The sequence below is a fragment of the Nocardia sp. No.11 genome, from assembly GCF_038752175.1.
Taxonomy (GTDB): Bacteria; Actinomycetota; Actinomycetes; order Mycobacteriales; family Mycobacteriaceae; genus Nocardia; species Nocardia canadensis.
Window position 1 is genome coordinate 20,930 of sequence record NZ_JBCGFB010000022.1, and the last position, 25,548, is coordinate 46,477.

The 25,548-nt window shown below is 71.4% G+C and carries 1 protein-coding gene (running past one end of the window); it reads right to left on the reverse strand.

Annotated elements, in window-relative coordinates; all coding sequences use genetic code 11:
* Window positions 1–25,548, reverse strand: the 3' portion of a protein-coding gene (locus tag V8688_RS09885; protein ID WP_342800665.1) for a non-ribosomal peptide synthase/polyketide synthase. Its footprint extends 16,824 nt past the window's final position; 25,548 of the gene's 42,372 nt are visible here — the last part of the coding sequence; its start codon lies off the right edge, out of view; the stop codon is at window positions 1–3.

The following is a 25,548-nucleotide window of genomic DNA, read 5'->3' on the forward strand; positions in this document are numbered from 1 at the left end:
CTACTCGGCGACGATCACCGTGACTTCGCCGTCGGCCGCCTCGGTCGGGTCGCCGGAGGCGACGAACCAGTGGGTGACCTCGCCGTCGGCCAGGTCGTCGGCGACCGGGCCGTCGGGGAGGACCGACAGGGCGCCCGCCGTGACGGCGGCCAGGAATTCCTGGATGGCCGCCGGGCCGGAGGCGTGGGTGGTGAAGGTGGTGCACTCGTAGTCGATGCCGTGGGTCTCGCGCAGGGTGTCGGCGAGGGCGAGCGCGGCGCTCTGGGTGAGCGTCGACATCGCCTCGGCCGCGGGCAGCACGAAGGCCGGGTGGTCTTCGGACAGCGGGCGGACCCGGTCGGCGTAGGAGACCGGATGCGCCGCGGCGGCGGCGATCTCGGCGTCCACGTCGGGCAGGATCAGCCACTCGCCCGCGACACCGGCGACGGGGGCGTCGCTGATGCCGTAGGCCGCGCCGGTCGCGGCGATCTCGACACCGGACAGTTCGCCGGCGAACAGGACCGCGGCGCCCGCCTTCTGGATCGCCCAGGCGGCGAGCACGGAGTCCACGCTGCGCGGCAGCGAGATCGCGACGATGTCGCCGGGGCCCGCACCGCGCGCGATGAGCACGCGGGCCAGCTGCGAGGACTTGCGATCCAATGCGCTGTAGGCGATTTCGCTGTCGCCGCGGAGCAGGGCGGGGGCCTGCGGATCCGCCTCGACGACCTCGGCGAGCACCTTGGCCACCGTCTGCGCGCCGACACCCGTCGTGGCGACCGGAGCCGACACCGCCGCGGTCACCCCGGATTCGGCGAGCAACTGCGCGCGTTCGCCCGCGTCGAGGATGTCGATGTCGCCGACCAGGCCGGTCGGGTTGGCGAGCAGCTCGTCGAGCACCCGCAGCAGTCGGGCGGACAGGGTGCGGACCTCGTCCTCGGTGTAGGTGCTGCGCAGGTAGCGCATGGTGATCTCGATGGTGGCCTCGGCCATCACCACCAGCGTGAGCGGGTAGTGGGTGGCGTCGTCCAGGCCGACACCGGTGACCTGCATGCCGTCGATCGAGCTCGCCGCGGTGACTGCGTCCTTGTCCATCGGGTACGACTCGAACACCAGCAGCGTGTCGAAGGCCGCGCCAGCGCCCGCCACCCGCTGGATGTCGGACAGACCGACGAAGTGGTGGCTGAGCAGGTCGGCCTGCTCGGCCTGGACCCGCTTGGTCAACTCCTCCGCGCTGATCCGGTCGTCGATCTGGATTCGCACCGGCAGGGTGTTGATGAACAGGCCGACCATCGACTCGACGCCGGGCAGTTCGGCCGGGCGGCCGGACACGGTCGCGCCGAACACCACGTCGTCGCGCCCGGTGAGGCGGCCGACGACGATGCCCCACGCGGTCTGCAGCAGCGTGTTCACGGTGACACCGAGTTCACCGGCGAACTTGCCGAGTGCCCTGGTGCGATCGGCGTCGATCTCGACGATGACCTTGCCGAGCTCGTAGCGTTCCTCGGTGCGCGGCGCGGGCGCCAGCTGGGTGGGGCCTTCGACCCCCGCCAGCGCCTCGGCCCAGACCTGCAACGACACTTCGCGATCCCAGCCCGAGAGGAAGGACAGGAAGTTGCGGTAGGAGGCCACGCGCGGCAGCGCGGTGAGGTCACCGTGCACCGCGTAGAGGACCAGCAGGTCGCGCATGAGCAGCGGCATGGACCAGCCGTCGATCAGGATGTGGTGCACCGTGATCGCCAGGTGGGACTTGCCCTCGTCGGTCTTGTAGAGGCCGAAGCGGATCAGCGGGGCCGTGGCCATGTCGAACTGGTCGGCGCGGTCGGCGACCAGCAGCTGCTGCATGCGCGGCAGCCGCTCGTCGGCGGGCAGGTCGGTCAGGTCGACCTCGCGCCACGGCACCTCGAGCTCCGACATCACGACCTGCACCGGCTGCCCGGCCGAGTCGGTGACGAAGGCGGTCCGCAGGTTCGGGTACCGGTCGAGCACGGCCTGGGCCGCGCGCCGCAGCCGCTCGGTGTCGAGCGTGCCGGTCAGGTCGAGGACGGCCTGCACCGTGTACACGTCGACGGTCGCCGAGCTGAGCATGGCGTGGAACATCAGGCCCGCCTGTAGCGGCGAGAGCGGCCAGATCTCCGACAGCGCCGGGTAATGGCCTTCCCACAGCTCGATATCGGACTGCTCCACCCGCACCAGCGGCATATCGGACGGGGTGAAACCGCCCGCGTCCACCCGCTGTGCATGGGTGGCCAGCGCGGTGAGCGCGGCCACGAACAGATCCGCGAACTCCTGGGCCTGGTCGGCGGTCAGCAGCCCGGTCGGGAACGCGATGTTCGCGCCCAGCTGCGGGCCCTCGTCGCCGTCGTTGACGATGGCGTTGATGTCCAGCGTCGCGTTGGCGGGCATGTCCAGGTCCATCTCGGCGTCGAGCTGGCCCAGGTCGGCCACCGGCACCCAGCCGAGTTCGGCGAGTTCGGCGGGGATCTCGCCCGCCGTCGCGCGACCGAGGTAGTTGAAGCTGATCTGGCCGACGGACGGCAGATCGGCACCCTCACCGGTCAGGTACTTGAGCATGCCGTAGCCGATGCCCTTGTCGGGCACGGCCAGCATCTGCTCCTTGACCGACTTGATCACGGCACCGAGCGCGGCGCCGCCGGCGAAGGCATCGTCGAGGTCCGCACCGGCCAGGTCGAGGCGGACCGGGAAGGCGGTGGTGAACCAGCCGACAGTGCGCGACAGGTCGGCACCGGCGACGATCTCCTCCTGGCGGCCGTGGCCCTCCAGCTTGATCAGCGCCGCGGTACCGGATTCGTCACCGCGCCACCGCGAGACGGCCAGGGCCAGCGCGGTGAGCAGACCGTCGTTGACCCCACCGTGGTACAGGCCGGGGATGGCCGTGAGCACCGCGTCGGTGACCTCCGGCGACAGGGTGACCTGCACCCGGTCGACGGTGGCGAAGGTATCGACCCGCGGGTCGAACGCCCGTGCGCCCAGCTGCGGATCGGCGGTGGCCGAGACCTCGCGCCAGAACGGCAGTTCCGCGCGGCGCTCGGTCGACTGCTCGACCAGGCTGTGCGCCCAGCGCCGCATCGAGGTGCCGTTGGCGGGCAGCGTCACCGGCTGACCGGCCGCGATCTGGCCCCAGGCCATGCCGAGGTCCGGGATCAGGATGCGCCAGGAGACGCCGTCGATCACGAAGTGGTGGCCGACGATGAGCAGCGCGTCGCGACGGCGCGGGCCGTCGGCGTTCTCACCGAAGGCGAACCAGACGAACTGCACCATGGCGGCGTTCGCCGGATCGAGTCGGCCCATGGCCTCGTCGTATTCGACGCTGGCCAGCTTGGACAGCTGCTCGTCGGTGACCTCGCCGGCCACCTCGACGCGCCGCACCAGCGCGGTCACGTCGACCTCGCCGGGCGCCAATGCCTCGAAGACCCAGCCGTTCTCGGCAGCGGTGTCGGATTGCTCCGCTCCCGAGTGCCCTGCGTGGTGACGCCCCGCTGCCCCCTCCGGGCCCGCCGGTCGCTCCGCGCGGGCGACCCGCGAACGCAGCACATCGTGGTGGTCGAAGACCGCGCCGATGGTGGCGTGCAGGACTTCCTCGGTGATGTTCTCCGGCAGGCGCAGCACCATCGACTGGGAGAACCGGTCGTAGGTGGAGCCGCTGCTCAGGATCTGGCGCATGATCGGCAGCATCGGGATGTCACCGACACCGCCGCCCGGCAGTTCCTCGAGCACGATCTGCTCGGAATCGCCCGCGAGCACGGCGATCTCGGCCAGGCCGGCCACGCTGCGCTTCTCGAACACGTCGCGCGGCTTGAACAGCACGCCGCGATCCTTGGCGCGGGAGACCAGCTGGATGGACAGGATCGAGTCACCGCCGAGGGCGAAGAACGAATCGTCCAGGCCGACGGCGTCGACGCCGAGCACCTCGGCGAAGACGGTGGCGATGATCGCCTCGACTTCGCTGGTGGGCGTGCGGAACTCGCGCGGAGCGAGGACCGGCTCGGGCAGGGCCCGACGATCCAGCTTGCCCGCGGGGGTCAGCGGGATCTCGTCGAGCACCATCACGGCGGCGGGCACCATGTGCGCGGGCAGCTGCTGTGCCGCGTACTCGACCAGCGCGGCCGGGTCGGCGGCCGCGCCGGGGGCCGCCCGCACGTAGGACACCAGGATGGTGGCGCCCGCGTCGGTGGTGCGGCCGATGGTGGCGGCGAACTCGACGTCGTCGTGCGCGGTCAGGACCGCGTCGATCTCGCCCAGTTCGATACGGAAGCCACGGATCTTCACCTGGAAGTCGTTGCGGCCCACGTACTCCACGACGGACCGGCCGTTGACGGTGCGCCAGGCGACGACGTCACCGGTGCGGTACAGGCGCTCGCCGTCGGACCCGGCGTACGGGCTGGCCACGAAGCGCTCGGCGGTGAGGCCGGGGCGCGCGTGGTAGCCGCGAGCCAGGGCGACGCCGCCCAGGTACAGCTCACCGGCCACGCCCTCCGGGACCGGGCGCAGGCGGTTGTCGAGCACGAACACCGTCGCGCCCGCGATCGGCCCACCGATGTTCATGGTGTCGCCGGGCAGCAGCGGGTCGGACAGGTTGGTCGCGATGGTCGCCTCGGTCGGGCCGTAGGCGTTGTAGAACCGGTGGTGCGCCGGGTCGGTGCCCGCGCTGTGCCAGTTCGCCACCAGGTCGACGGGGGCCTTGTCGCCACCGACGATCAGCGCTTCCAGTCCGGCCAGTGCCGCGGGTTCCATCGACGCCGCGACCAGCGGGGTGAGGAACACGTGGGTCAGCTGCTGGCCCACGATGATCTCGGCCAGTTCCTCGCCGCCGACCACGCCGACCGGCGTGATGACCAGCGTGCCCGCCGAGCCGACCGCGAGCAGGAACTCGAGGATCGACGCGTCGAACGACGGCGACGCGAACGCCAGGGTGCGCGCCTCGGAGCCGAGCCCGAACTGCGCCACCTGGGCGGCGGCGAAGTTGGCCACACCGGTGTGGCTGACCACGACGCCCTTGGGCAGGCCGGTCGAGCCGGAGGTGTAGATCATGTAGGCCGTGTTGCCGGAGCGAACGGCGCCCCGACGGTCCGCGTCGGTGATCGGCGCGGCGGGCTGCCTGCCGGCCTCGGCCCGCAGCACCGCGTCGTCGAGGACCAGCCACTCGTCCAGCGCGGGCGCGGGCAGATGGTCGACCTCGGCCGACACGGTGATGCCCAGTGCCGCACCGGAGTCCGACATCATGTGCGCGATGCGCTCGGCCGGGTATTTCGGGTCGACCGGCAGGAACGCGGCACCCGACTTGATCACGGCCCAGATGGCCAGGGTCGTGTCCAGCGAACGCTGCATAGCGATGGCGACGACCGTCTCCGGTGCCGCGCCCCGGGCGATGAGCACCCGGGCCAGGCGCGAGGACGCCGCGTCGAGCTCGGCGTAAGTCAGCGCGGACACCGCCGTGCCGGCCAGCGCGTCCTCGTCGCCGGAGCTGCCCATGGCGAGCGCGCGGGCGAACCCGGCATCGACCGGCTCGCCGGGCGCGACGATCGCCTGCCCGTCCGGGTTGGTCGCGACGGCCTGGGCCAGCAGCTCGGGCAGGGTGCTCGTCGACGCGGCGGGACCGCCGGTGCGGGTGAGCAGTTCGGTCCGCTCGACCGCGTCGAGGAGTTCGAGATCGCCGACCGGGGTGGTGGTGTCGGCGACGACCTCGGCGAGCAGGCGCTGGAAGCGCTGCGCGAACTTCTCGACCGTGGACTGGTCGAACAGATCGCTGGCGTAGGAGAACTCGGCGTAGGCGCCGGCCGCGCCGGTGTCGCCTGCCTGCGCCTCACGCACGGTGAGCAGCAGGTCGAACTTGGCGGTGTCGACGTCGAAGTCGACGGCCGAGACCGACAGGCCGGGCAGCTCGAAGCCGGCGTCGGGCAGGTTCTCGAACGACAGCGCCACCTGGAACAGCGGGTGCCGCGCGGTGGAGCGCTCGGGGTTGAGCAGTTCCACCAGGCGCTCGAACGGGATGTCGGCGTGCGCGAACGCGGCCAGGTCGGCTTCCTTGGCCTGGGCCAGCAGCTCGGCGAAAACGAGCTGGCCGCCGACCTGCGTGCGCAGTGCCAGGGTGTTGACGAACATGCCGATGACGTCGTCGAGTTCGGCCTCACCACGACCGGCGATCGGAGTACCGATGACGATGTCCTCGGTGCCCGACATGCGCGCCAGGAACACCGCCAGCGCGGTGTGCACGACCATGAACAGCGTCGCGTTCTGCTCGCGGGCGATGGCCGAGAGTCCGGCGTGGATCTCGGTGTCGATCGGGAACAGCACCCGGCCACCGGCGAAGGACTGCGTGCTCGGACGCGGCCGGTCCAGCGGCAGGTTCAGCTCGTCGGGGACGCCGGCGAGGGCCCGCTTCCAGTAGTCGGCCTGCTGGGAGATCAGGCTCGTCGCGTCGGCTTCGGAGCCGAGCACCTCGCGCTGCCAGATGCTGAAGTCGGCGTACTGCACCGGCAGCGGCGCCCAGCCCGGGCGTTCCCCGGCGGCGCGGGCGGCGTAGGCCACCATGACGTCGCGGGTCAGCGGGCCCATGGACCAGCCGTCGGCGCTGATGTGGTGGGCGACGAAGACAAGGATGAACTCGTCATCGGCGACCTGCATCAGCTCGGCGCGCAACGGAACTTCGTCGAGCACGTCGAAGCCGGCGGAGATCAGCGCGGCGATCTTGTCGCGAACCTGTTCGGGTGCAACGGTTTCCGGCGTCAGATCCGGGACATTGCCCTCGACCGGCAGGATCACCTGGTGCGGGGTGCCGTCGGTCGACGGGTACACCGTGCGCAGGGTCTCGTGCCTGGCCAGCACGTCGGCGACCGCGAGCTGCAGCGCCTCGACATCCAGCGATCCCGTCAGGCGGACGGCGACCGGGATGTTGTTCACCGCGGAGCTGGTGTCGAACTGGTTCAGGAACCACATGCGCTGCTGCGCGAGCGACAGCGGCACCTGCGCCGGACGCGGTCCGGCGACCAGCGCGCGTCGCCCACCGGCGCCCGCGCCCTGCTCCACCTTCACCGCGAGACCGGCGACAGTCGACGCCTCGAACAGCAGGCGCACGGGCACCCGGCTGTCCAGGGCGGCGCCGAGGCGGGCCGCCACCTGGGTGGCCAGCAGCGAGTTGCCGCCGAGGGCGAAGAAGTCGTCGTCGGCGCCGACGCGATCGACGCCGAGCACGTCCGCGAACACGCCGGCCACGATCTCCTCGATCGGGGTGGACGGCGCGCGGAACGCCTGGGCCTCGAACTCCGGCTCCGGCAGCGCCTTGCGGTCGAGCTTGCCGTTGACGTTGAGCGGCAGCGCGTCCATGACCACGAACGCGGCGGGCACCATGTACGACGGCAGCCCGGCGGCCAGCGTCGACTTCACCTGTGCCACATCGATATCCGTACCCACCAGGTACGCCACCAGGCGATCACCGGTGCGGGGGTCGGACTTGGCGATGACGGCGGCCTGGGCGATCTCGGGCAGCGCCAGCAGCGCGGCCTCGATCTCGCCGAGCTCGATACGGAAGCCGCGGATCTTCACCTGGAAGTCGGTGCGGCCGCGGTAGTCGAGCTCGCCGTTGTGCCAGGCCACCAGGTCACCGGTGCGGTACATGCGGGTACCGGGGGTGAACGGGTTGGCCACGAAGCGGTCGGCGGTCAGGTCCGGGCGGCCGAAGTAGCCGCGGGCCAGCTGCGCGCCCGCGAGGTACAGCTCACCCGCGACGCCGTCCGGCACCGGGCGCAGCCGCGCGTCGAGCACGTACACCTGGCTGTTCCACTCGGGCCCACCGATGGAGACCGAGCCCTGATCGGCGGCGTTCACCCGATGCGAGGTGATCGAGACCGCGGCCTCGGTGGGGCCGTACAGGTTGAACAGCTCGGTGCGCGGGAACGCGGTGCGGAACCGCTGCGCGAGCGAACCCGGCAGCGCCTCACCGATGGCGAGCACCCGCCACAGCGAATCGGGCATACCCGAAGCAAGCAGCGCGTCGAGCATCGACGGCACCACGTGCAGGGTGGTGACCCACTCGCGCGACATCAGCTCGTTCAGGTACGCCGGATCGCGGTGGCCGTCGGCCGAGGCGATCACCAGGCGACCACCGCAGACGGCGGCCGACCAGAACTCCCAGACCGAGAGGTCGAAGGTGGCGGCGGTCTTGAGCAGCACCGCGTCGGCGGCGTCCATGCCGAACTCGATCAGCTTCCACTGGAGCTGGTTGGCGATGGCGCCGTGCGGCACCGCGACACCCTTCGGGCGACCGGTCGAGCCGGACGTGAAGATCACATACGCGGTGTGCTCCGGCCGCAGTGGTGCGATGCGCTCGGCGTCGGAAACCGGTGCGGCGCCGACCTCGTCGAGTTCGAGCTCGTCGATCCGCACCAGCGGCGCGACCGCGGTGTCGAACTCGGCCTCGGCGTTGGTCAGCACGCAGACCGGTGCCGCCGTCTCGAGGATGTAGTTCGTGCGCTCGGCCGCCTGATCGGGGTCGACCGGCACGTACGCGCCACCGGACTTGGCGACGGCGTACATGGCGACGATCAGATCCACCGAGCGGCGCAGCGCCAGCGCGACGCGGGCCTCGGGACCGACGCCGAGCGAGATCAGATGCCGCGCCAGGCGGTTCACCTTCGCGTCGAGTTCGGCGTAGGTCAGCTGGGCGCCGTCGTCGGTGACCAGGGCGGTCGACTTCGGATCGGCGGCCACCGACGCGTCGAGCAGCGAGACCAGGGTGGCCTCGGTGTCGACCCGGTAGGCGGTCGCGTTGCGGGCGTCCAGGATCTGGGCGCGTTCGGCCGGTGCGAGCAGTTCGATGTCGCCGACCGTGGTGCGCGGAGTGGCGACGATCGCGCCGAGCAGGCGAACGAACCGCTCGACGAAGCCCTCGACCGTGGCGTGATCGAACAGATCGGTGGCGTAGGTGAAGATGCCCGAAATACCCTCGGGCTCACCGGCGTCGCCGTAACGGTCGGTGGCGATCAGGTGCAGGTCGAACTGCGACAGCTGGGAGTCGATGTCCAGGCCGGACACCGTCAGGCCCGGCAGTTCCAGGGTGGCGCGGGTCAGGTTCTGGAACGACAGACCGACCTGGAACAGCGGGTGGCGCGCGGTGGAGCGGACCGGGTTGAGGACCTCGACCAGACGCTCGAACGGCACATCGGCATTGGCGAACGCCGCGATGTCGTCCTCACGCTGGCGAGCCAGCAACTCGGTGAACGCCTCGCCGCCGTCCACCTTGGTGCGGAAGACCAGGGTGTTGACGAACATGCCGATCATGTCGTCGAGGGCGGCCTCGCCACGACCGGCCATCGGGGTGCCGATGGCGATGTCGTCGGTGCCGGACAGACGAGCCAGCAGCACCGCGAGGGCGGTGTGCACGACCATGAACAGCGTCGCGCCCTCGGCGCGGGCCAGCTCGACCAGCGCGCGGTGGGTGTCGGCGTCGATCTGGACGTCGACCTTGCTGCCGGCGAAGGTCTGCACCGCCGGTCGCGGACGGTCGGCGGGCAGGTCGAGCTGATCGGGCAGGTCCGCGAGGGCCTGCTTCCAGTGCGCGACCTGCTTGGCCGCCATCGAGTCCGGATCGTCCTCGCTGCCGAGCAGTTCACGCTGCCAGATGCTGTAGTCCGCGTACTGCACGGCCAGTGGTGCCCAGCCGGGCTCCTGACCGGTGGAGCGGGCCGCGTAGGCAGTCATCAGGTCGCGGGTCAGCGGGGCGACCGAGGAGCCGTCACCGGAGATGTGGTGCACGACCATGGCGAGCACGAAGTCGCCGGAGACGGTGCGGGCGGGCCCGAAGACCGCGCCCGGCGCGGCCGGTTCCGCGTCGGTGCTCTCGGCGCGGAACAGCGCGACCTTCAGCGGCACCTCGACGGTGACGTCGAAGATGGTCGACATCAGTTCCGCGACGGCCGATTCCATCTCGTCGGCCGCCACGGTGCGCTCGATCAGCTCCGGCGCGGCCTGTGCGGGCGACAGGATCACCTGTGCCGCACCGGCTTCGGTCTGCGGGTAAACCGTGCGCAGGATCTCGTGGCGCGACACCAGGTCGGTGATCGCGGCGCGCAGCGCGGCCACGTCGAGGTCGCCGGTGAGGCGGACCGCGACCGGCACGTTGTAGGCCGCCGACTGGGTGTCGAAGCGGTTGAGGAACCACATGCGCTGCTGGGCCAGCGAGAGCGGGATGTGCTCGGGGCGCGGACCGGCGGTGAGCGCCTTGCGATCACCCGTCTCGGCGTGCTGCTCGATCCGCTGCGCCAGCGCCGACACCGTGGACGCCTCGAACAGCAGGCGCACGGGGATACGGGTGTCGAGTGCTTCGCCCAGGCGCGCGGCGACCTGCGTCGCCAGCAGCGAGTTACCGCCCCAGGCGAAGAAGTCGTCGTCGAGGCCGAAGCGCTTGACTGTGCCGGATTCAGCCGTGCCCGAGTGCCCTGCGTGGTCACGCTTCGCTACCGCCTCCTGGCCCGCCGGTCGCGGCTGGTCGCCCAGGCGCAGGACCTCGGCGAAGGTGGCGGCCACGAGCTGCTCGCTCGGGCTGACCGGCGCGCGGAACACGGCCTTCTCGACCTCGGGCTCCGGCAGGGCCTTGCGGTCCAGCTTGCCGTTGGCGTTCAGCGGCAGCGCGTCCAGGCGCAGGAACACGGTCGGGACCATGTACGAGGGCAGCTCGGCGGCCAGCGCGGTGCGCAGGGCCAGCTTGTCGAACTCCCCACCGGCCACGACATAGGCCACCAGGCGGTCGCCGACGACCGGATCGGTGTGGGCCAGCACCGCGGCCGAGGTGATGCCGTCCTGGCGCAGCAGCGCGGCCTCGATCTCGCCGAGCTCGATGCGGAAGCCGCGGATCTTCACCTGGAAGTCGGTGCGGCCCCGGTAGTCCAGTTCGCCGTCGGCGTTCCAGGCCACCAGGTCACCGGTGCGGTACATGCGCTCGCCGAGCGCGGAGAACGGATCGGCGACGAAACGGTCGGCGGTCAGGTCCGCGCGGCCGTAGTAGCCGCGGGCCAGCTGCGCACCGGCGAGGTAGAGCTCGCCGGAGACACCCACCGGGACCGGCCGCAGGCGGGAATCCAGCACGTAGACCCGGCTGTTCCACTCCGGCGCGCCGATCGACACCGACACCTGGTCGGCGTCGGTCACCGCGTGGCTGGTGATCGAGACCGCGGCCTCGGTCGGGCCGTACAGGTTGAACAGCTCGGCGGCGTTGGCGGTGCGGAAGCGCTGCGCGGTGGACGCGGGCAGCGCCTCACCGATCGCCAGCACCCGGCGCAGCGTGCGCGGCAGCGCCGCACCGGATTCGGTGAGCAGCGCGTCGAGCATCGACGGCACCACATGCAGCGTGGTGACGGCGGTGGCCCGCATCAGGTCGTTGAGGTAGGCCGGGTCACGGTGACCGTCGGCGGTGGCGACCACCAGGCGGCCACCGGCGACGGCGGCGGTCCAGAACTCCCACACCGAGAGGTCGAAGGTCGCGGCCGTCTTCAGCAGGATCGCGTCGTCGGCGCCGATACCGAATTCGGCTGTCTCCCACAGCAGCTGGTTGACGATCGCGCCGTGCGAGACCGCCACACCCTTGGGCTTGCCGGTCGAGCCGGAGGTGAAGATCACGTACGCGGTGTTCGCGGGCACCAGGGCGCCACGGCGCTCGGTGATCGCGGCCGCGCTGACAGTGCTCAGATCGAGCTCGTCGAGGACGAGCACGTCGGCCGCCGCCGTGCTGAATTCGGCGTTCGCCGTGGTCAGCACGATCGCGGGCGCGGCCGTCTCGAGGATGTAATCGGTGCGCTCGGCGGGCTGATCGGGGTCGATCGGCACGTAGGCGGCACCGGTACGGGCCACCGCGTACATCGCGATGATCAGCTCCGCGGAACGGCGGATGGCCAGCGCCACCCGGTCCTCGGTGCCGATACCCAGCGAGATCAGGTGCCGGGCAAGGCGGTTGACCTCGGCGTCGAGTTCGGCATAGGTCAGCTCGCGGCGTCCACCGGCGACGCGGGTGCCCGCCACGCCGGCGGCGCCCGCTGCGGAGCCGGCGCCCTCGGTGCTCACGTCGGACTCCGGCTCGTCCACGACCAGCGCGACGGCGTCCGGCGTCGCCGCCACGGTCGCGTCGAGCAACGACACCAGGGTGGCGTCGGTATCGATCGCGTTCGCGGTGTCGTTCCACGCGGTGACGATCTGCGCGGCTTCCTGCTCGGTGAGCAGGTCGATGTCGCCGACCGGCACGGACGCGTCGGCGGCGACGGCGTCGAGCACCAGCACGAAGCGGTCGGCGAAGCTCTGGACCGTGGCCTCGTCGAACAGGTCGATGGCGTAACCGAATTCGGTGACCAGCTGGGCGGGTGCGCCGTCGTCGGTGTAGCGGTCGTAGAGGGTGACGTGCAGGTCGGTCTTGGCCAGCTGCGAGTCGTAGTCGACGGCGCTGACGGTCAGGCCGGGCAGTTCGAAGGTGGTGTCGGCCAGGTTCTGGAACGACAGGCCCACCTGGAACAGCGGGTTGCGCGCGGTCGAGCGCACCGGGTTGAGCACCTCGACCAGGCGCTCGAACGGCACGTCGGCGTTGGCGAAGGCCTCCAGATCGCGTTCGCGCACGTCGGCGAGGAGCTCGGCGAAGGTGGCGCCGGGGTCGACGGCCGTGCGGAACACCAGGGTGTTGACGAACATGCCGATCAGGTCGTCGAGTTCGCGCTCACCACGGCCCGCGATCGGGGTGCCGACGGCGATGTCGTCGGTGCCCGACAGTCGCGCGAGCAGTACCGCGAGGGCGGCGTGCACGACCATGAACAGCGAGGCGTTGTTGGCCCTGGCCAGCTCGTGCAGCGCGGCGTGGCGCACGGGGTCGATCTCGAAGCGGATCGCCTTGCCCTGGAACGACTGCGCGGGCGGGCGCGGCCGGTCGGCGGGCAGCTCGAGCTGGTCGGGCAGGTCGGCCAGGGCCTTGCTCCAGTACGCGACCTGCTTGGCGGCCAGCGATTCCGGGTCGGTCTCGTCGCCGAGGACCTCGCGCTGCCACAGCGCGTAGTCGGCGTACTGCACCGGCAGCGGCGCCCACTGCGGGGCCTCGCCCTGCACGCGCGCCACATAGGCGGCCATGATGTCGCGGGCCAGCGGGCCCATCGACGAGCCGTCGGCGGAGACGTGGTGCACGGTAAACGCGAGCACGTGGTCGGTCTCGTTGAGCCGGAACAGCGCGACCTTGAGCGGCACCTCTTCGGTGACGTCGAAGGTGGTCATCGCGAATTCGATGACGGTGCCGAGCAGATCGGCTTCGTCGACCTCGATGTGGTGGACGACGGCGCGGCTCTGCGCGATCGGCAGGATCACCTGGTGCGGGCCGTCGGCCGAGCGCGGGTAGGTGGTGCGCAGCATCTCGTGCCGGGCGAACACGTCGCCGATGGCCTGCTCGAGCGCGGGCACGTCGAGCTCGCCGGTGAGGCGCACGGCCAGCGGGATGTTGTCCACGGCCGAGGTCGAGGTATCGAACTGGTTGAGGAACCAGTAGCGCTGCTGGGCGGGCGAGAGCGGGATGATCGCGGGCCGCTCCCCCGCCGTCAGGCGCGGGCGGGTCCGGCCGGAGCCGGCGTTGTGCTCGGCGCGGGCCGCGAGCGCGGACACCGTGGACGCCTCGAACAGGTCGCGCACCGAGAGCTGGGTGTCCAGGGCCGCGCCGATGCGGGCGGTGACCTGGGTGGCCAGCAGCGAGTTGCCGCCGAGTTCGAAGAAGTCGTCGTCGGCGCCGACCCGGGTCACCCCGAGCACGTCGCCGAAGGTGCCTGCCACGATCTCCTCGATCGGGGTCGAGGGCGCGCGGAACACCTTGGCCTCGAACACCGGCGCGGGCAGCGCCTTGCGGTCCAGCTTGCCGGAAGCGTTGAGCGGGAAGGCCTCCAGGATCACGAACGCGGTGGGCACCATGTACGTCGGCAGCGCGCCGCCGAGCTCGGTGCGCACGGCATCGAGGTCGATGCTCGCACCTTCCGCGGCGTGACCGCTAGGCCCGGAGGCGGTAGCGGAGCGTGACCCCGCAGGGTCAAGGGAACGCCGCCGATCCGACACAGCCGGAATCAGATACCCGACCAGCTGGTCGCCCAGACGATCGTCGGAGCGCACGACCACGACCGACTGCGCGATCGACGGCAGCGCGGTGAGCGCCGACTCGATCTCACCCAGCTCGATGCGCAGACCACGCAGCTTCACCTGGAAGTCGGTGCGGCCCAGGTACTCCAGCTCGCCGTGCTCGGTCCAGGCGACGAGGTCGCCGGTGCGGTACATGCGGGCGCCGTCGGCACCGAACGGGTCGGCGACGAAGCGGTCGGCGGTCAGGTCCGGACGCGCGACATAGCCGCGCGCCAGCTGGACACCGGCCAGATACAGCTCACCGGGGACGCCGACCGGCACCGGGTGCAGGCGCGAATCCAGCACGTAGACCTGGGTGTTGAAGACCGGGGCGCCGATCGGCACCGAGGTGGTGTCGGCGTCGGTGACCTCGTGGAAGGTGACGTCGACCGCGGCCTCGGTGGGGCCGTACAGGTTGTGCAGGGCCGCACCGGTGAGCGCGCGCAGCCGCTGGGCGGTCGGCGCGGGCAGCGCCTCACCCGAGGCGAAGACCAGGCGCAGGCTGCTCGCGGCGGCGGAGCCGTCGGCGAGCGCCACGGCGGCGGACTCGGCCAGCTCGGCCACGAACACCGACATCATCGACGGCACGAAGTGCGCGGTGGTGACGCCCTCGGCAGCGATGATCTCGGCCAGGTACGCCGGATCACGATGACCATCCGGCTTCGCGACGACCAAACGCGCGCCGATCTGCAAGGGCCAGAAGAACTCCCACACCGACACGTCGAACGTGGCCGGAGTCTTCTGCAACACCACATCGTCGCCGGTCAGACCGTAAGCCGCCTGCATCCACACCAGACGGTTGACGATCGCGCCGTGGCTGACCGCGACACCCTTCGGACGACCCGTCGAACCCGACGTGAAGATCACATACGCGGTATTGGACGGACGCAGCGGGGCGAGGCGCTCGGCATCGGTGACCGGCGCCGCGGAGTACCCCGACAGGTCCAGGCTCTCGATCCGCAGCGCGACCGTCGAGCCCGCGTCGACGTCGTCCGCGGCCGTGGTCAACACGCAGATCGGCGCGGCGGTCTCGAGCACGTAGTGGGTGCGCTCGGCCGGGTGGTCGGGGTCCAGCGGCACGTACGCGCCACCGGCCACGCTCACCGCGTACATGCCGATCACCAGGTCGAGCGAGCGGCGCATGCCGAGCGCGACCATGGTGTCCGGGCCGACGCCCTGGGCGATGAGATGCCGGGCCAGGCGGTTCACCTTCGCGGCGAACTCGCCGTAGGACAGACTCGTCCCCTCGAAGGTGAGGGCGGTCGCGTTCGGGCTGGTCAGCGCCTGGGCCTCGAACATCGACACCAGCGTGGCGGCCGGGTCGATCGGGTGCGCGGTGGCGTTCCAGTCGGTGACGACCTGGCGGTATTCGGCCGGAGCCAGCAGCTCGACCTCGCCGATGGCGCGATCCGGCGTCGCGACGACGGCGGTCAGCATCCGCACCAGGCGCTGCGCGAGCGCGGCGATGGTGTCGGCGTCGAACATGTCGGTGGCGTAGGCGAATTCGGCGGTCATGCCGTCGGCGGAACCGTCTTCGCGATGCCGGTCGGCCAGGTTCAGGTGCAGATCGAACTTGGCGGTGACCACGTCCAGCGGCACCCCGGCGACCTCGAGGCCGGGCAGCTCGAAGGCCGCCTCGCCGGTGTTCTGGAACGACAGCATCACTTGGAACAGCGGGTGCCGGGCCTGCGAGCGGGCCGGGTTGAGGATCTCCACCAGGCGCTCGAACGGCAGGTCGGCGTGGCCGAAGGCGGCCAGGTCGCTCTCCCTGGTCTGCGCGAGCAGGGCGGTGAACGGCTGGGCCGGGTCGACCGCGCTGCGCAGGACCAGCGTGTTGACGAACATGCCGATCGCGTCGTCGAGGACCGCTTCACCACGGCCCGCGACGGCGGTGCCGATGGCGATGTCGTCACTGCCGGACAGGCGGGCCAGCAGCGCCGCGAAGGCGGCGTGCACGACCATGAAGAGGCTGGCGCCGTGCTCGCGGGCCAGCGCGTTCAGGCTCGCCGCCAGTGCCGGGTCGATCGAGAATTCGTGCACGCCACCGCGGTTGGACGCCACGGCCGGACGCGGCCGGTCGGCGGGCAGGTCGAGCTGATCGGGCAGGCCGGCCAGGTGCTCGGACCAGTAGGCGACCTGCTGCGCGATCATCGACGTCGCGTCGTCCTCGGCGCCGAGGGTCTCGCGCTGCCACAGCGCGAAGTCGGCGTACTGCACCGGCAGCGGCGCCCAGCCCGGCGCCTCACCGCGCGAGCGCGCGGCGTAGGCGATCATCACGTCGCGGGCCAGCGGGCGCACCGACCAGCCGTCACCGGAGATGTGGTGCACGACGAACACGAGCACGTGGGTGTCGGGATGCGAACCGTCCATCGAACCGGCGACGCGCAGCAGCGCGGCACGCACCGGCACCTCGGCGGTCACATCGAACCCGGCGAGCACCAGTTCGCTGATCCGGTCGCGGATCTCGTCCTCGCCGACCGTGATCGGGCTCAGCGAGATCGGCACCTGGCCCGCGGGCAGCACGACCTGCACGCCCTGGCCCTCGGCGGTCTCGGGGTAGACGGTGCGCAGCACCTCGTGCCGGTCGACCACGTCGGCGACGGCCTGGCGCAGGGCGTCGATGTCGAGGTCGCCGGTCAGGCGGACGGCGAGCGGGATGTTGTTGACCCCGGTCGCGTTGTCGAAGCGGTTGAGGAACCACATGCGCTGCTGGGCCAGCGAGAGCGGGATCTGCTCCGGGCGCGCTCCGGCGACGAGCTCGCGACGACTGCCGCTACCCGCGTGCGATTCCACCTTGGCGGCCAGCGCGGCGACCGACGGCGCCTCGAACAGCACGCGCACGGGAACGCGGGTGTCGAGGGCGGCGCCGAGGCGGGCGACCACCTGGGTGGCGATCAGCGAGTTGCCGCCCAGGTCGAAGAAGTCGTCGTCGAGGCCGACGGCGCGGTCCCCGGACAGGCCGAGCACTTCGGCGAAGGTCGCGGCGACGATCTCCTCGATCGGCGTACTCGGCGCACGGAACTCCCGCGCCTCGAACACCGGGTCGGGCAGGGCGCGCCGGTCCAGCTTGCCGTTGGCGCTCAGCGGCATCTCGTCGAGCGCGACGAACGCGGCCGGGACCATGTAGGACGGCAGCTGCGCGGCCAGCTGCGTACGCAGCGTGTCGATCTCGACGGCCGCGCCCGCGGAAGGCACCACGTAGCCGACGAGCTGGTCGCCGGTGCGGGCGTCCGAGCGCACGACCACGACGGCCTGCGCGACGGTCTCGTGCGCGGTGAGCGCGGCCTCGATCTCGCCGAGCTCGATGCGCAGACCGCGCAGCTTGACCTGGAAGTCGGTGCGGCCGAGGTAGGTGATGACACCGTGCTCGTCGCGCCGCACGAGGTCACCGGTGCGGTACATGCGGGCGCCGTCCTCGCCGAACGGGTCGGCGACGAAGCGGTCGGCGGTCAGATCGGCGCGACCGAAGTAGCCGCGCGCCAGCTGCGCGCCGGCCAGGTACAGCTCACCGGCGACCCCGGCAGCAACCGGGTGCAGACGGGAATCCAGCACGTAGGCCCGCGAATTCCAGACCGGTGCGCCGATCGGGACGGCACCGTCGACCTGGTCGGCGACCGGGCCGTGCGTCGCGTGGACGGTGAACTCGGTCGGACCGTACAGGTTGAACAGGGCCGCGTCGCTCACCTTGCGCAGCGCGGCGACCGCGTCGCCGGTGAAGGCCTCACCGGCGATCAGCAGGGCGCGCAGCGAGGACAGAGCTCCGCCCTCGGCATCGATGCTGCCCGCGAAAACAGTCAGCATCGACGGCACGAACGAGGTCATCGTGACGCGCTGCGCCGCGATGACATCGGCGAGGTACTGCGGGTCGCGGTGGCCGTCGGGGCTCGCCACGACGATCCGGCCGCCGGTGCTGAGCGGGCCGAACAGCTCCCACACCGAGACGTCGAAGGTAGCCGGGGTCTTGAACAGCACCACGTCGTCGGCGCCGATGCCGTATTCGCCGGTGATCCAGCGGATCTGGTTGACGACGGCGGCGTGCGGCACGGCGACGCCCTTCGGGCGACCGGTCGACCCGGAGGTGAAGATGACGTAGGCCGGGTGCTGAGGACGCAGCGGCGCGATCCGCTCGGCGTCGGTGACCGGAGCGTCGGAGTAGGCCGCCACCTCGAGGGTGTCGACGGCCAGCGTCGGCAGCTCACCCGCGTCGAAACCGTCGCGCGCCGTGGTGAGGACGACCACCGGGGCGGCGGTCTCCAGCACGTAGGCGATGCGGTCGGCGGGCTGGTCGAGGTCGAGCGGCACGTAGCCACCGCCGGCTTCCTGCACGGCGTAGGCCGCGACGACCAGGTCGACGCCGCGGCGCAGGCCGAGCGCGACCAGGGTCTCCGGGCCGACGCCCGCCTCGATCAGGCGATGCGCCAAACGGTGCACGCGCGCGGCGAATTCGGCGTAGGTCAGCGTCGCACCGGAGGCCGGGTCGACGATCGCGACCGCGTCCGGGGTGGCGGCGGCCTGGCGGGCGAACTCGTCGACCAGGGTGCCCGCGCCGGGCAGCGCGCGCTCGGTGTCGTTCCAGCCGAGCACGGCCAGCGCGTTTTCGGTGTCGTCGAGCAGTTCGAGATCGCCGACGGCCCGGTCCGGCGCCGCCGCGATCGCGGCCAGCAGTCGGGCGAAGCGGGTGCCGAAGCGATCCATGGTGGCCGCGTCGAACAGGTCGGTGGCGTAGATCAGCTCGGCGACGATGCCCGCGGGCGAGTCGGCGGGCTTCGCGGCGTTGGACCGCTCCGCTCCCGAGGACCCTGCGTGGTCACGCTTCGCTACCGCCTCCGGGCCCGCCGGTCGCTTCTCGGTGAGCACCACGTTCAGGTCGAACTTGGCCACGTCGATCGGCAGCTCGACGCCGCTGACGGTCAGGCCGGGCAGTTCCAGGCTGGTCTGGCCGGTGTTCTGGAAGGCCAGCATGACCTGGAACAGCGGGTGGCGGGCCTGCGAGCGGGCCGGGTTGATGATCTCGACCAGCCGCTCGAACGGCAGGTCGGCGTGGCCGAAGGCGGCGATGTCGGCCGCGCGGACCTCGCCGAGCAGGTCGGTGAAGCTCGCGTCGCCGTCGACCTCGGTGCGCAGCACCAGGGTGTTGACGAACATGCCGATCAGGTCGTCGAGGGCACGCTCGCCACGACCGGCGATCGGGGTGCCGATGGCGATGTCGTTCTCGCCGGACAGGCGCGAGAGCAGCAGCGCCAGCGCCGCGTGGGCGACCATGAACAGCGTCGCGCCCCGGCTGCGGGCCAGCTCGGCCAGTGCCGCATGGGTGTCGGCGTCGATCTCGAAGGTGTGGGTGGCGCCACGACCGCTGGCGACCGCGGGACGCGGCCGGTCGGCGGGCAGGTCCAGTTGCTCGGGCAGGCCGCGCAACCGCTGACCCCAGAACGAGATCTGCTGGGAGATCACGGACTTGGCGTCGTCCTCGTCGCCGAGCACGGCGCGCTGCCACAGGGCGAAGTCGGCGTACTGGACCTCGAGCGGACGCCAGGCGGGCTCGGCGCCTTCGACGCGGGCGCTGTAGGCGGTCATCACGTCGCGAGTCAGCGGGCCCATGGAGAAGCCGTCGGCCGAGATGTGGTGCACGACCAGGGCGAGCACGTGTTCGGTCGGGCTGATCTCGAACAGGGCGGCCCGGAACGGCACCTCGGCGGTGACGTCGAACGCGGTGAGCACCAGCTCCGAGAGGCGCTGCGGCAGTTCGGCACCGGTGGTCTCGATCGGCGCGAGGTCGGGGATGACCTTGCCGGTCGGCACGATCACCTGGTGGGCCGCGCCGGCGACCTCCGGGTAGTAGGTGCGCAGCGACTCGTGACGGGCGAGCACGTCGGCCACGGCCACCTGCAGCGCCTGCCGGTCGAGCAGGCCCGACAGCCGCACGGCGGCCGGGATGTTGTCGACCGCGGACTCGGGGTCGAAGCGGTTGAGGAACCACATGCGCTGCTGGGCCAGCGACAGCGGCACCCGCTCGGGGCGCAGCTGCGGGACCAGCGCGGCGCGACGGTCCGTACCGGAGTGCGTCTCGGCGCGCGCGGCCAACCCGGCGACGGTGGAGGCCTCGAACAGTTCGCGCACGCCGATGTCGGTCTCCAGCGCGGCCGAGAGGCGGGCGGCGACCTGGGTCGCGGTCAGCGAGTTGCCGCCGAGGGCGAAGAAGTCGTCGTCGAGGCCGACCCGCTCCAGGCCCAGCACATCGGCGAAGGTGGCGGCGACGATCTCCTCGACCGGCGTGGTCGGGGCGCGGAACACCGCGGCCTCGAACACCGGCGCGGGCAGCGCCTTGCGGTCGAGCTTGCCGGAGGCGTTGAGCGGGAACTCGTCGAGGACGATGATGACCGCGGGCACCATGTAGGCGGGCAGGTTGGTGCCCAGTTCCTCGCGGGCGTCCTCGATGTCGACGGTGCGGCCCGGCGCGGCGATGACGTAGGCCACCAGCTGATCGCCGGTGTGCTGATCGCCGCGGACCACGACCACCGACTGGGCGACCTCGTCGAGCGCGGTCAGCGCCGACTCGATCTCACCCAGCTCGATGCGCAGACCACGCAGCTTCACCGGGAAGTCGGTGCGGCCCAGGTACTCCAGCTCGCCGTGCTCGGTCCAGGCGACGAGGTCGCCGGTGCGGTACATGCGAGCGCCGCCCGCGGGGCTGCCGGCGGGCCCGGAGGAGGTAGCGGAGCGTGACCCCGCAGGGCCCTCGGCTGCCACGCCATCGGACACAGCGGAGAAGGGGTTCGCGACGAAGCGGTCGGCGGTCAGGTCCGGCCGCGCGACATAGCCGCGCGCCAGCTGGGTGCCCGCCAGGTACAGCTCACCCGCGACACCGACCGGGACCGGGCGCAGGCGCGCGTCCAGCACGTAGACCTCGGTGTTGAACACCGGCGCGCCGATCGGCACGGTGTCGGTATCGGTGTCGACGACCTCGTGGAAGGTGACGTCGACCGCGGCCTCGGTGGGGCCGTACAGGTTGTGCAGGGCCGCACCGGTGAGCTCGCGCAGACGATGCGCGGGCTTGGGCGGCAGTGCCTCGCCGGAGGCGAACACCATCCGCAGCGACGCGCAGCGCGCGGCCGCGGCGTCGGCGACGAAGACCGCGAGCATCGACGGCACGAAGTGGGTGACCGTCACACCCTCGGCAGCGATGATCTCGGCCAGGTACGCCGGATCACGATGACCGTCGGGCTTGGCGACGACCAGACGCGCGCCGATCTGCAAGGGCCAGAAGAACTCCCACACCGACACGTCGAACGTGGCGGGGGTCTTCTGCAACACCACATCGTCCGCGGTGAGGCCGTAGGCGGCCTGCATCCACACCAGACGGTTGACGATCGCGCCGTGGCTGACCGCCACACCCTTCGGACGACCGGTCGAACCGGACGTGAAGATCACATACGCGGTGTTCGACGGACGCAGCGGCGCCGTGCGCTCGGCATCGGTGATGCGGGTGTCGGCGTAGCCGACCAGGTCGAGCAGGTCGATGCGGACCTGCGCGGTGTCGATCTCCAGATCGGTGCCCGAGGTGAGCACACACACCGGATCCGCCGTCGCCAGAATGTATTCCGTGCGCTCGGCCGGGTGATCGGGATCGAGCGGCACGTACGCGCCACCGGCCACGCTCACCGCGTACATGCCGACCACCAGGTCGATCGAGCGGCGCATACCCAGGGCCACATAGGTTTCCGGGCCGACACCGCGATCGATCAGCCAGCGCGCCAGGCGGTAGACCCGCTGGGCGAACTCGGCGTAGGACAGGTTCTCGCCTTCGAAGCTGAGGGCGGTGGCCTGCGGGGTGCGCGCCACCTGCGCCTCGAACATCGAGACGAGGGTGGCCGTGGTGTCGACCTCGTGCGCGGTGGCGTTCCAGTCGCGCACGACCAGTTCGCGTTCGGCGGCGTCGAGCAGCTCGATATCGCCCACGGCCACACCGGGTTCGGTGGTGATCGCGGTGAGCACCCGGATCAGGCGCTCGGCGATGCGGTGCACGGTGGCGGCGTCGAACAGATCGCTCAGGTAGCCGGCCCGGATACGGAGCTGCGTGTCCAGCTGGGCGATCAGCGACAGCGGGTAGTGGGTCGCGTCGGCGGCGTCCAGACCGGTGACGGCCATGCCGTCGATGTCGGCGGCCTGGGCCTTGATGCCCTCGGCGTCGACCGGGTAGGACTCGAAGACCACCAGCGAGTCGAACAGGGCGCCGATGCCCGCGGCCGACTGGATGTCGGCCAGGCCGATGTAGTGGTGGTCGAGCAGGTCGGCCTGCTCGCCCTGGGTACGGGTCAGCACCTCGCGCACCGATTCGGCGGCGTCGAAGCGCACGCGCACCGGGACGGTGTTGATGAACAGGCCGACCATGGATTCCACGCCCGACAGCTGTGCCGGGCGGCCCGAGACGGTGGTGCCGAACAGCACGTCGTCGCGGCCGGTCATCCGGCCGAGCACGATCGACCAGGCGACCTGCAGCACGGTGTTCGGGGTGACCCCGAGGTCGGCGGCCAGCGCGACCAGGCGGGCCGTGGTCGGCTCGTCCAGGTCGAACAGGTACTCCTCCGACAGCGCCGCGATCTCGCGGCTGGCGTCGGGGCGGGCCAGCAGAGTCGGCTCGGTGACGCCGCGCAGCGCGGCGGACCATGCCGCGACCGACACCGAGTGATCCTGCTGGGCAACCCATTCCAGGAAGTGGCGGTAGGAGCGGACCGCGGGCAGCGCGCTCGTGTCACCGTGCAGGGCGTAGAGCGCGAGCAGGTCGCGCATGACCAGCGGCGTCGACCAGCCGTCGAGCAGGATGTGGTGGTTGGACACCACGAAGCGCCACTCGTTCTCGGCGATGCGGATCAGGGTGAACCGGATCAGCGGCGGCGCGGCCAGGTCGAAGCGGGCATGGCGGTCGGCCTCGACGAGGTCGGCGAACTCGCCCGTTTCGGTGCGGTCGTGGTCGGTCCAGGCCACCTCGGCGTGCTCGAGGACGATCTGGACGGCATTGCCGTCGTGGTCGGTGACGAACGCCGTGCGCAGGGTCTCGTGCCGGTCCAGCAGAGCCTGGGCGGCAGCGCGCAGACGGGTGGCGTCGACGCGACCGGTGAGCGTCAGGACCGCCTGCGCGGTGTAGACGTCGACCGAGCTGGCGGCCAGACGGGCGTGGAAGAACAGACCGGCCTGCAGCGCGGCCAGCGGCCACACCTGGGTCAGCTCGGGGTAGCGCTTCTCCCAGACGTCGATATCACCCTGGGTGGAGCGCACCAGCGCGAAATCGGACGGCGTGTGGCCACCCGCGTCGGCCGAGTTGGCGTGCCGGGCGACGGCTTCCAGCGCGGTGACCCACAGGTCGGCGAACTCGCGCACCTCGGCGGCGGCGAGCAGGGTGCTCGGGTAGCCGATATTGGCGCTGAGCTTGTCGCCGACGACGATCGCGTTGACGTCCAACGGCGCCATGGCGGGCATGTCGGCGTCGTAGGCGCCGCCGAGGGCGGCCAGCTCGGGCGCGGGAATCCAGCCGAAGCCGCGCAGCGCGTCGGGCACGTCGCTGTCGGCGACGCGGCCCAGGTAGTTGAAGCTGATCTGGCCGGGCAGCTGGGTGGGCAGTTCCGCCGCGGTCTCGGCGTTCATGTACCGCAGCAGGCCGTAGCCGATGCCCTTGTCGGGCACGGCGAGCAGCTGCTCCTTGACCGCCTTGACGGCCTGACCGAGCGCGGGACCACCGGCGAGCGCGGCGTCGATGTCGATACCGGCCAGGTCCAGGCGGACCGGGAAAATAGCGGTGAACCAGCCGACGGTGCGCGACAGGTCGGCGCCGGGCGCGACCTCTTCCTCGCGGCCATGGCCTTCGAGCCGGACCAGCAGTGCGTCGTTGTCGGCGCGGTGGCCGTCACCGGCAGCGGATCCGTCGCCCAGGACCGCACGGGTGGTCGAGCCCGTGGCGCCGACGCGAGTCGAGCGCCACTTGGCCGCGGCCAGTGCGAGGGCGGTGAGCAGACCGTCGTTGACGCCACCATGGAACAACGCCGGGACGGTGGTCAGCAGGGCCTTGGTGACCTCGGCCGACACCTCGACCGGCAGCTTCTCGATGACGCCGGAGACGTCGACGGCCGGGTTCATCGGCCGCTCGGTGAGCAGCGGATCCGGGGTGGCGACGACCTCGCGCCAGAAGTCGAGTTCGGCGGCGCGTTCGGGGCTGCGCGCCTCGTCGGCGAGCGCGTGCGCCCAGGCCCGCATGGAGGTGGCCGGGGCGACCAGTTCCGGCTGCTGGCCGGCGGAGAGCTGGCCCCAGGCAGCGACGAAGTCGGGCACCAGGATGCGCCAGGACACGCCGTCGACCACGAGGTGGTGGGCGACGACGATCAGGCGACCTGCCCGCGCGACGGACCGGGATCCGGCGGACGACGCCGCGGCGTCGGTGGCGGTCGCCGAGGTCGTGTCGCCGGAAACGCTCGCGGCGGTGTCGCCGGTCGGGGCGGCATCACCGGGCAGCGAGATAGCCGGGGCGGTCGCGGCGGACGGCTCCAGCCAGACGAACCGAACGACGACGCCCGCGGCGGGATCGAGCCGGTCCAGGCTGGCATCCAGTGCGGCGGAGGCGATCTCGATCAGCTGGTCGTCGGTGGCATCGGCCGGGAAGGTGCTGTGGTCGATCAGCGCGTCGGCGTCGACCGCGCCGGCGGGCGCGGTGTCGACGACCCAGCGGCCGTCGACCTGGTGCAGGCGCGAACGCAGCATGTCGTGGCGGTCGATGACCGCGCCGACAGTGGCGGCGATGCCCGCGCGGTCGATGCCGACCGGCAGTTCCAGCGCCATGGTCTGGTTGAACCGGTCGAACGAGCCGGACCGCTCGGCCATGAACCGGACGACCGGGGTCAGCGGCATCTCGCCGACGCCACCGCCGGGCAGCTCGGCCAGCGTGACGGCGGCGGCCGAACCGACCTCGGCGGTCTCGGCGACCGAGGCCAGCCCGGCGACGGTGCGCTGTTCGAAGACGTGGCGCGGAGTGAACAGCACGCCGCGGGCCTTGGCCCGGGAGACGAGCTGAATGGAGACGATCGAGTCACCGCCCAGGGCGAAGAACGAGTCGTCCACGCCGACGCGCTCGACCCCGAGCACCTCGGCGAAGACCTCGGCGATGGTCTGCTCGATCGAGGTGCGCGCGGCCCGGAAGGTGACCTCGGTGGCGAACACCGGCTCCGGCAGCGCCTTACGGTCGAGCTTGCCGACCGGAGTCAGCGGCACGTGGTCGATCACCATGATCGACGACGGCACCATGTAGGCGGGCAGGCGGTCCTCGACGTGCGCGGTCAGCGCCGCGACGTCGATCGAATGGCCCGGCGCGGCAACCACATACGCGACCAGCGAGACCGCGCCCGCCGTGCTCTTGTGGCCGATGGTGGTCGCGAAGTCGACGGTCTCGTG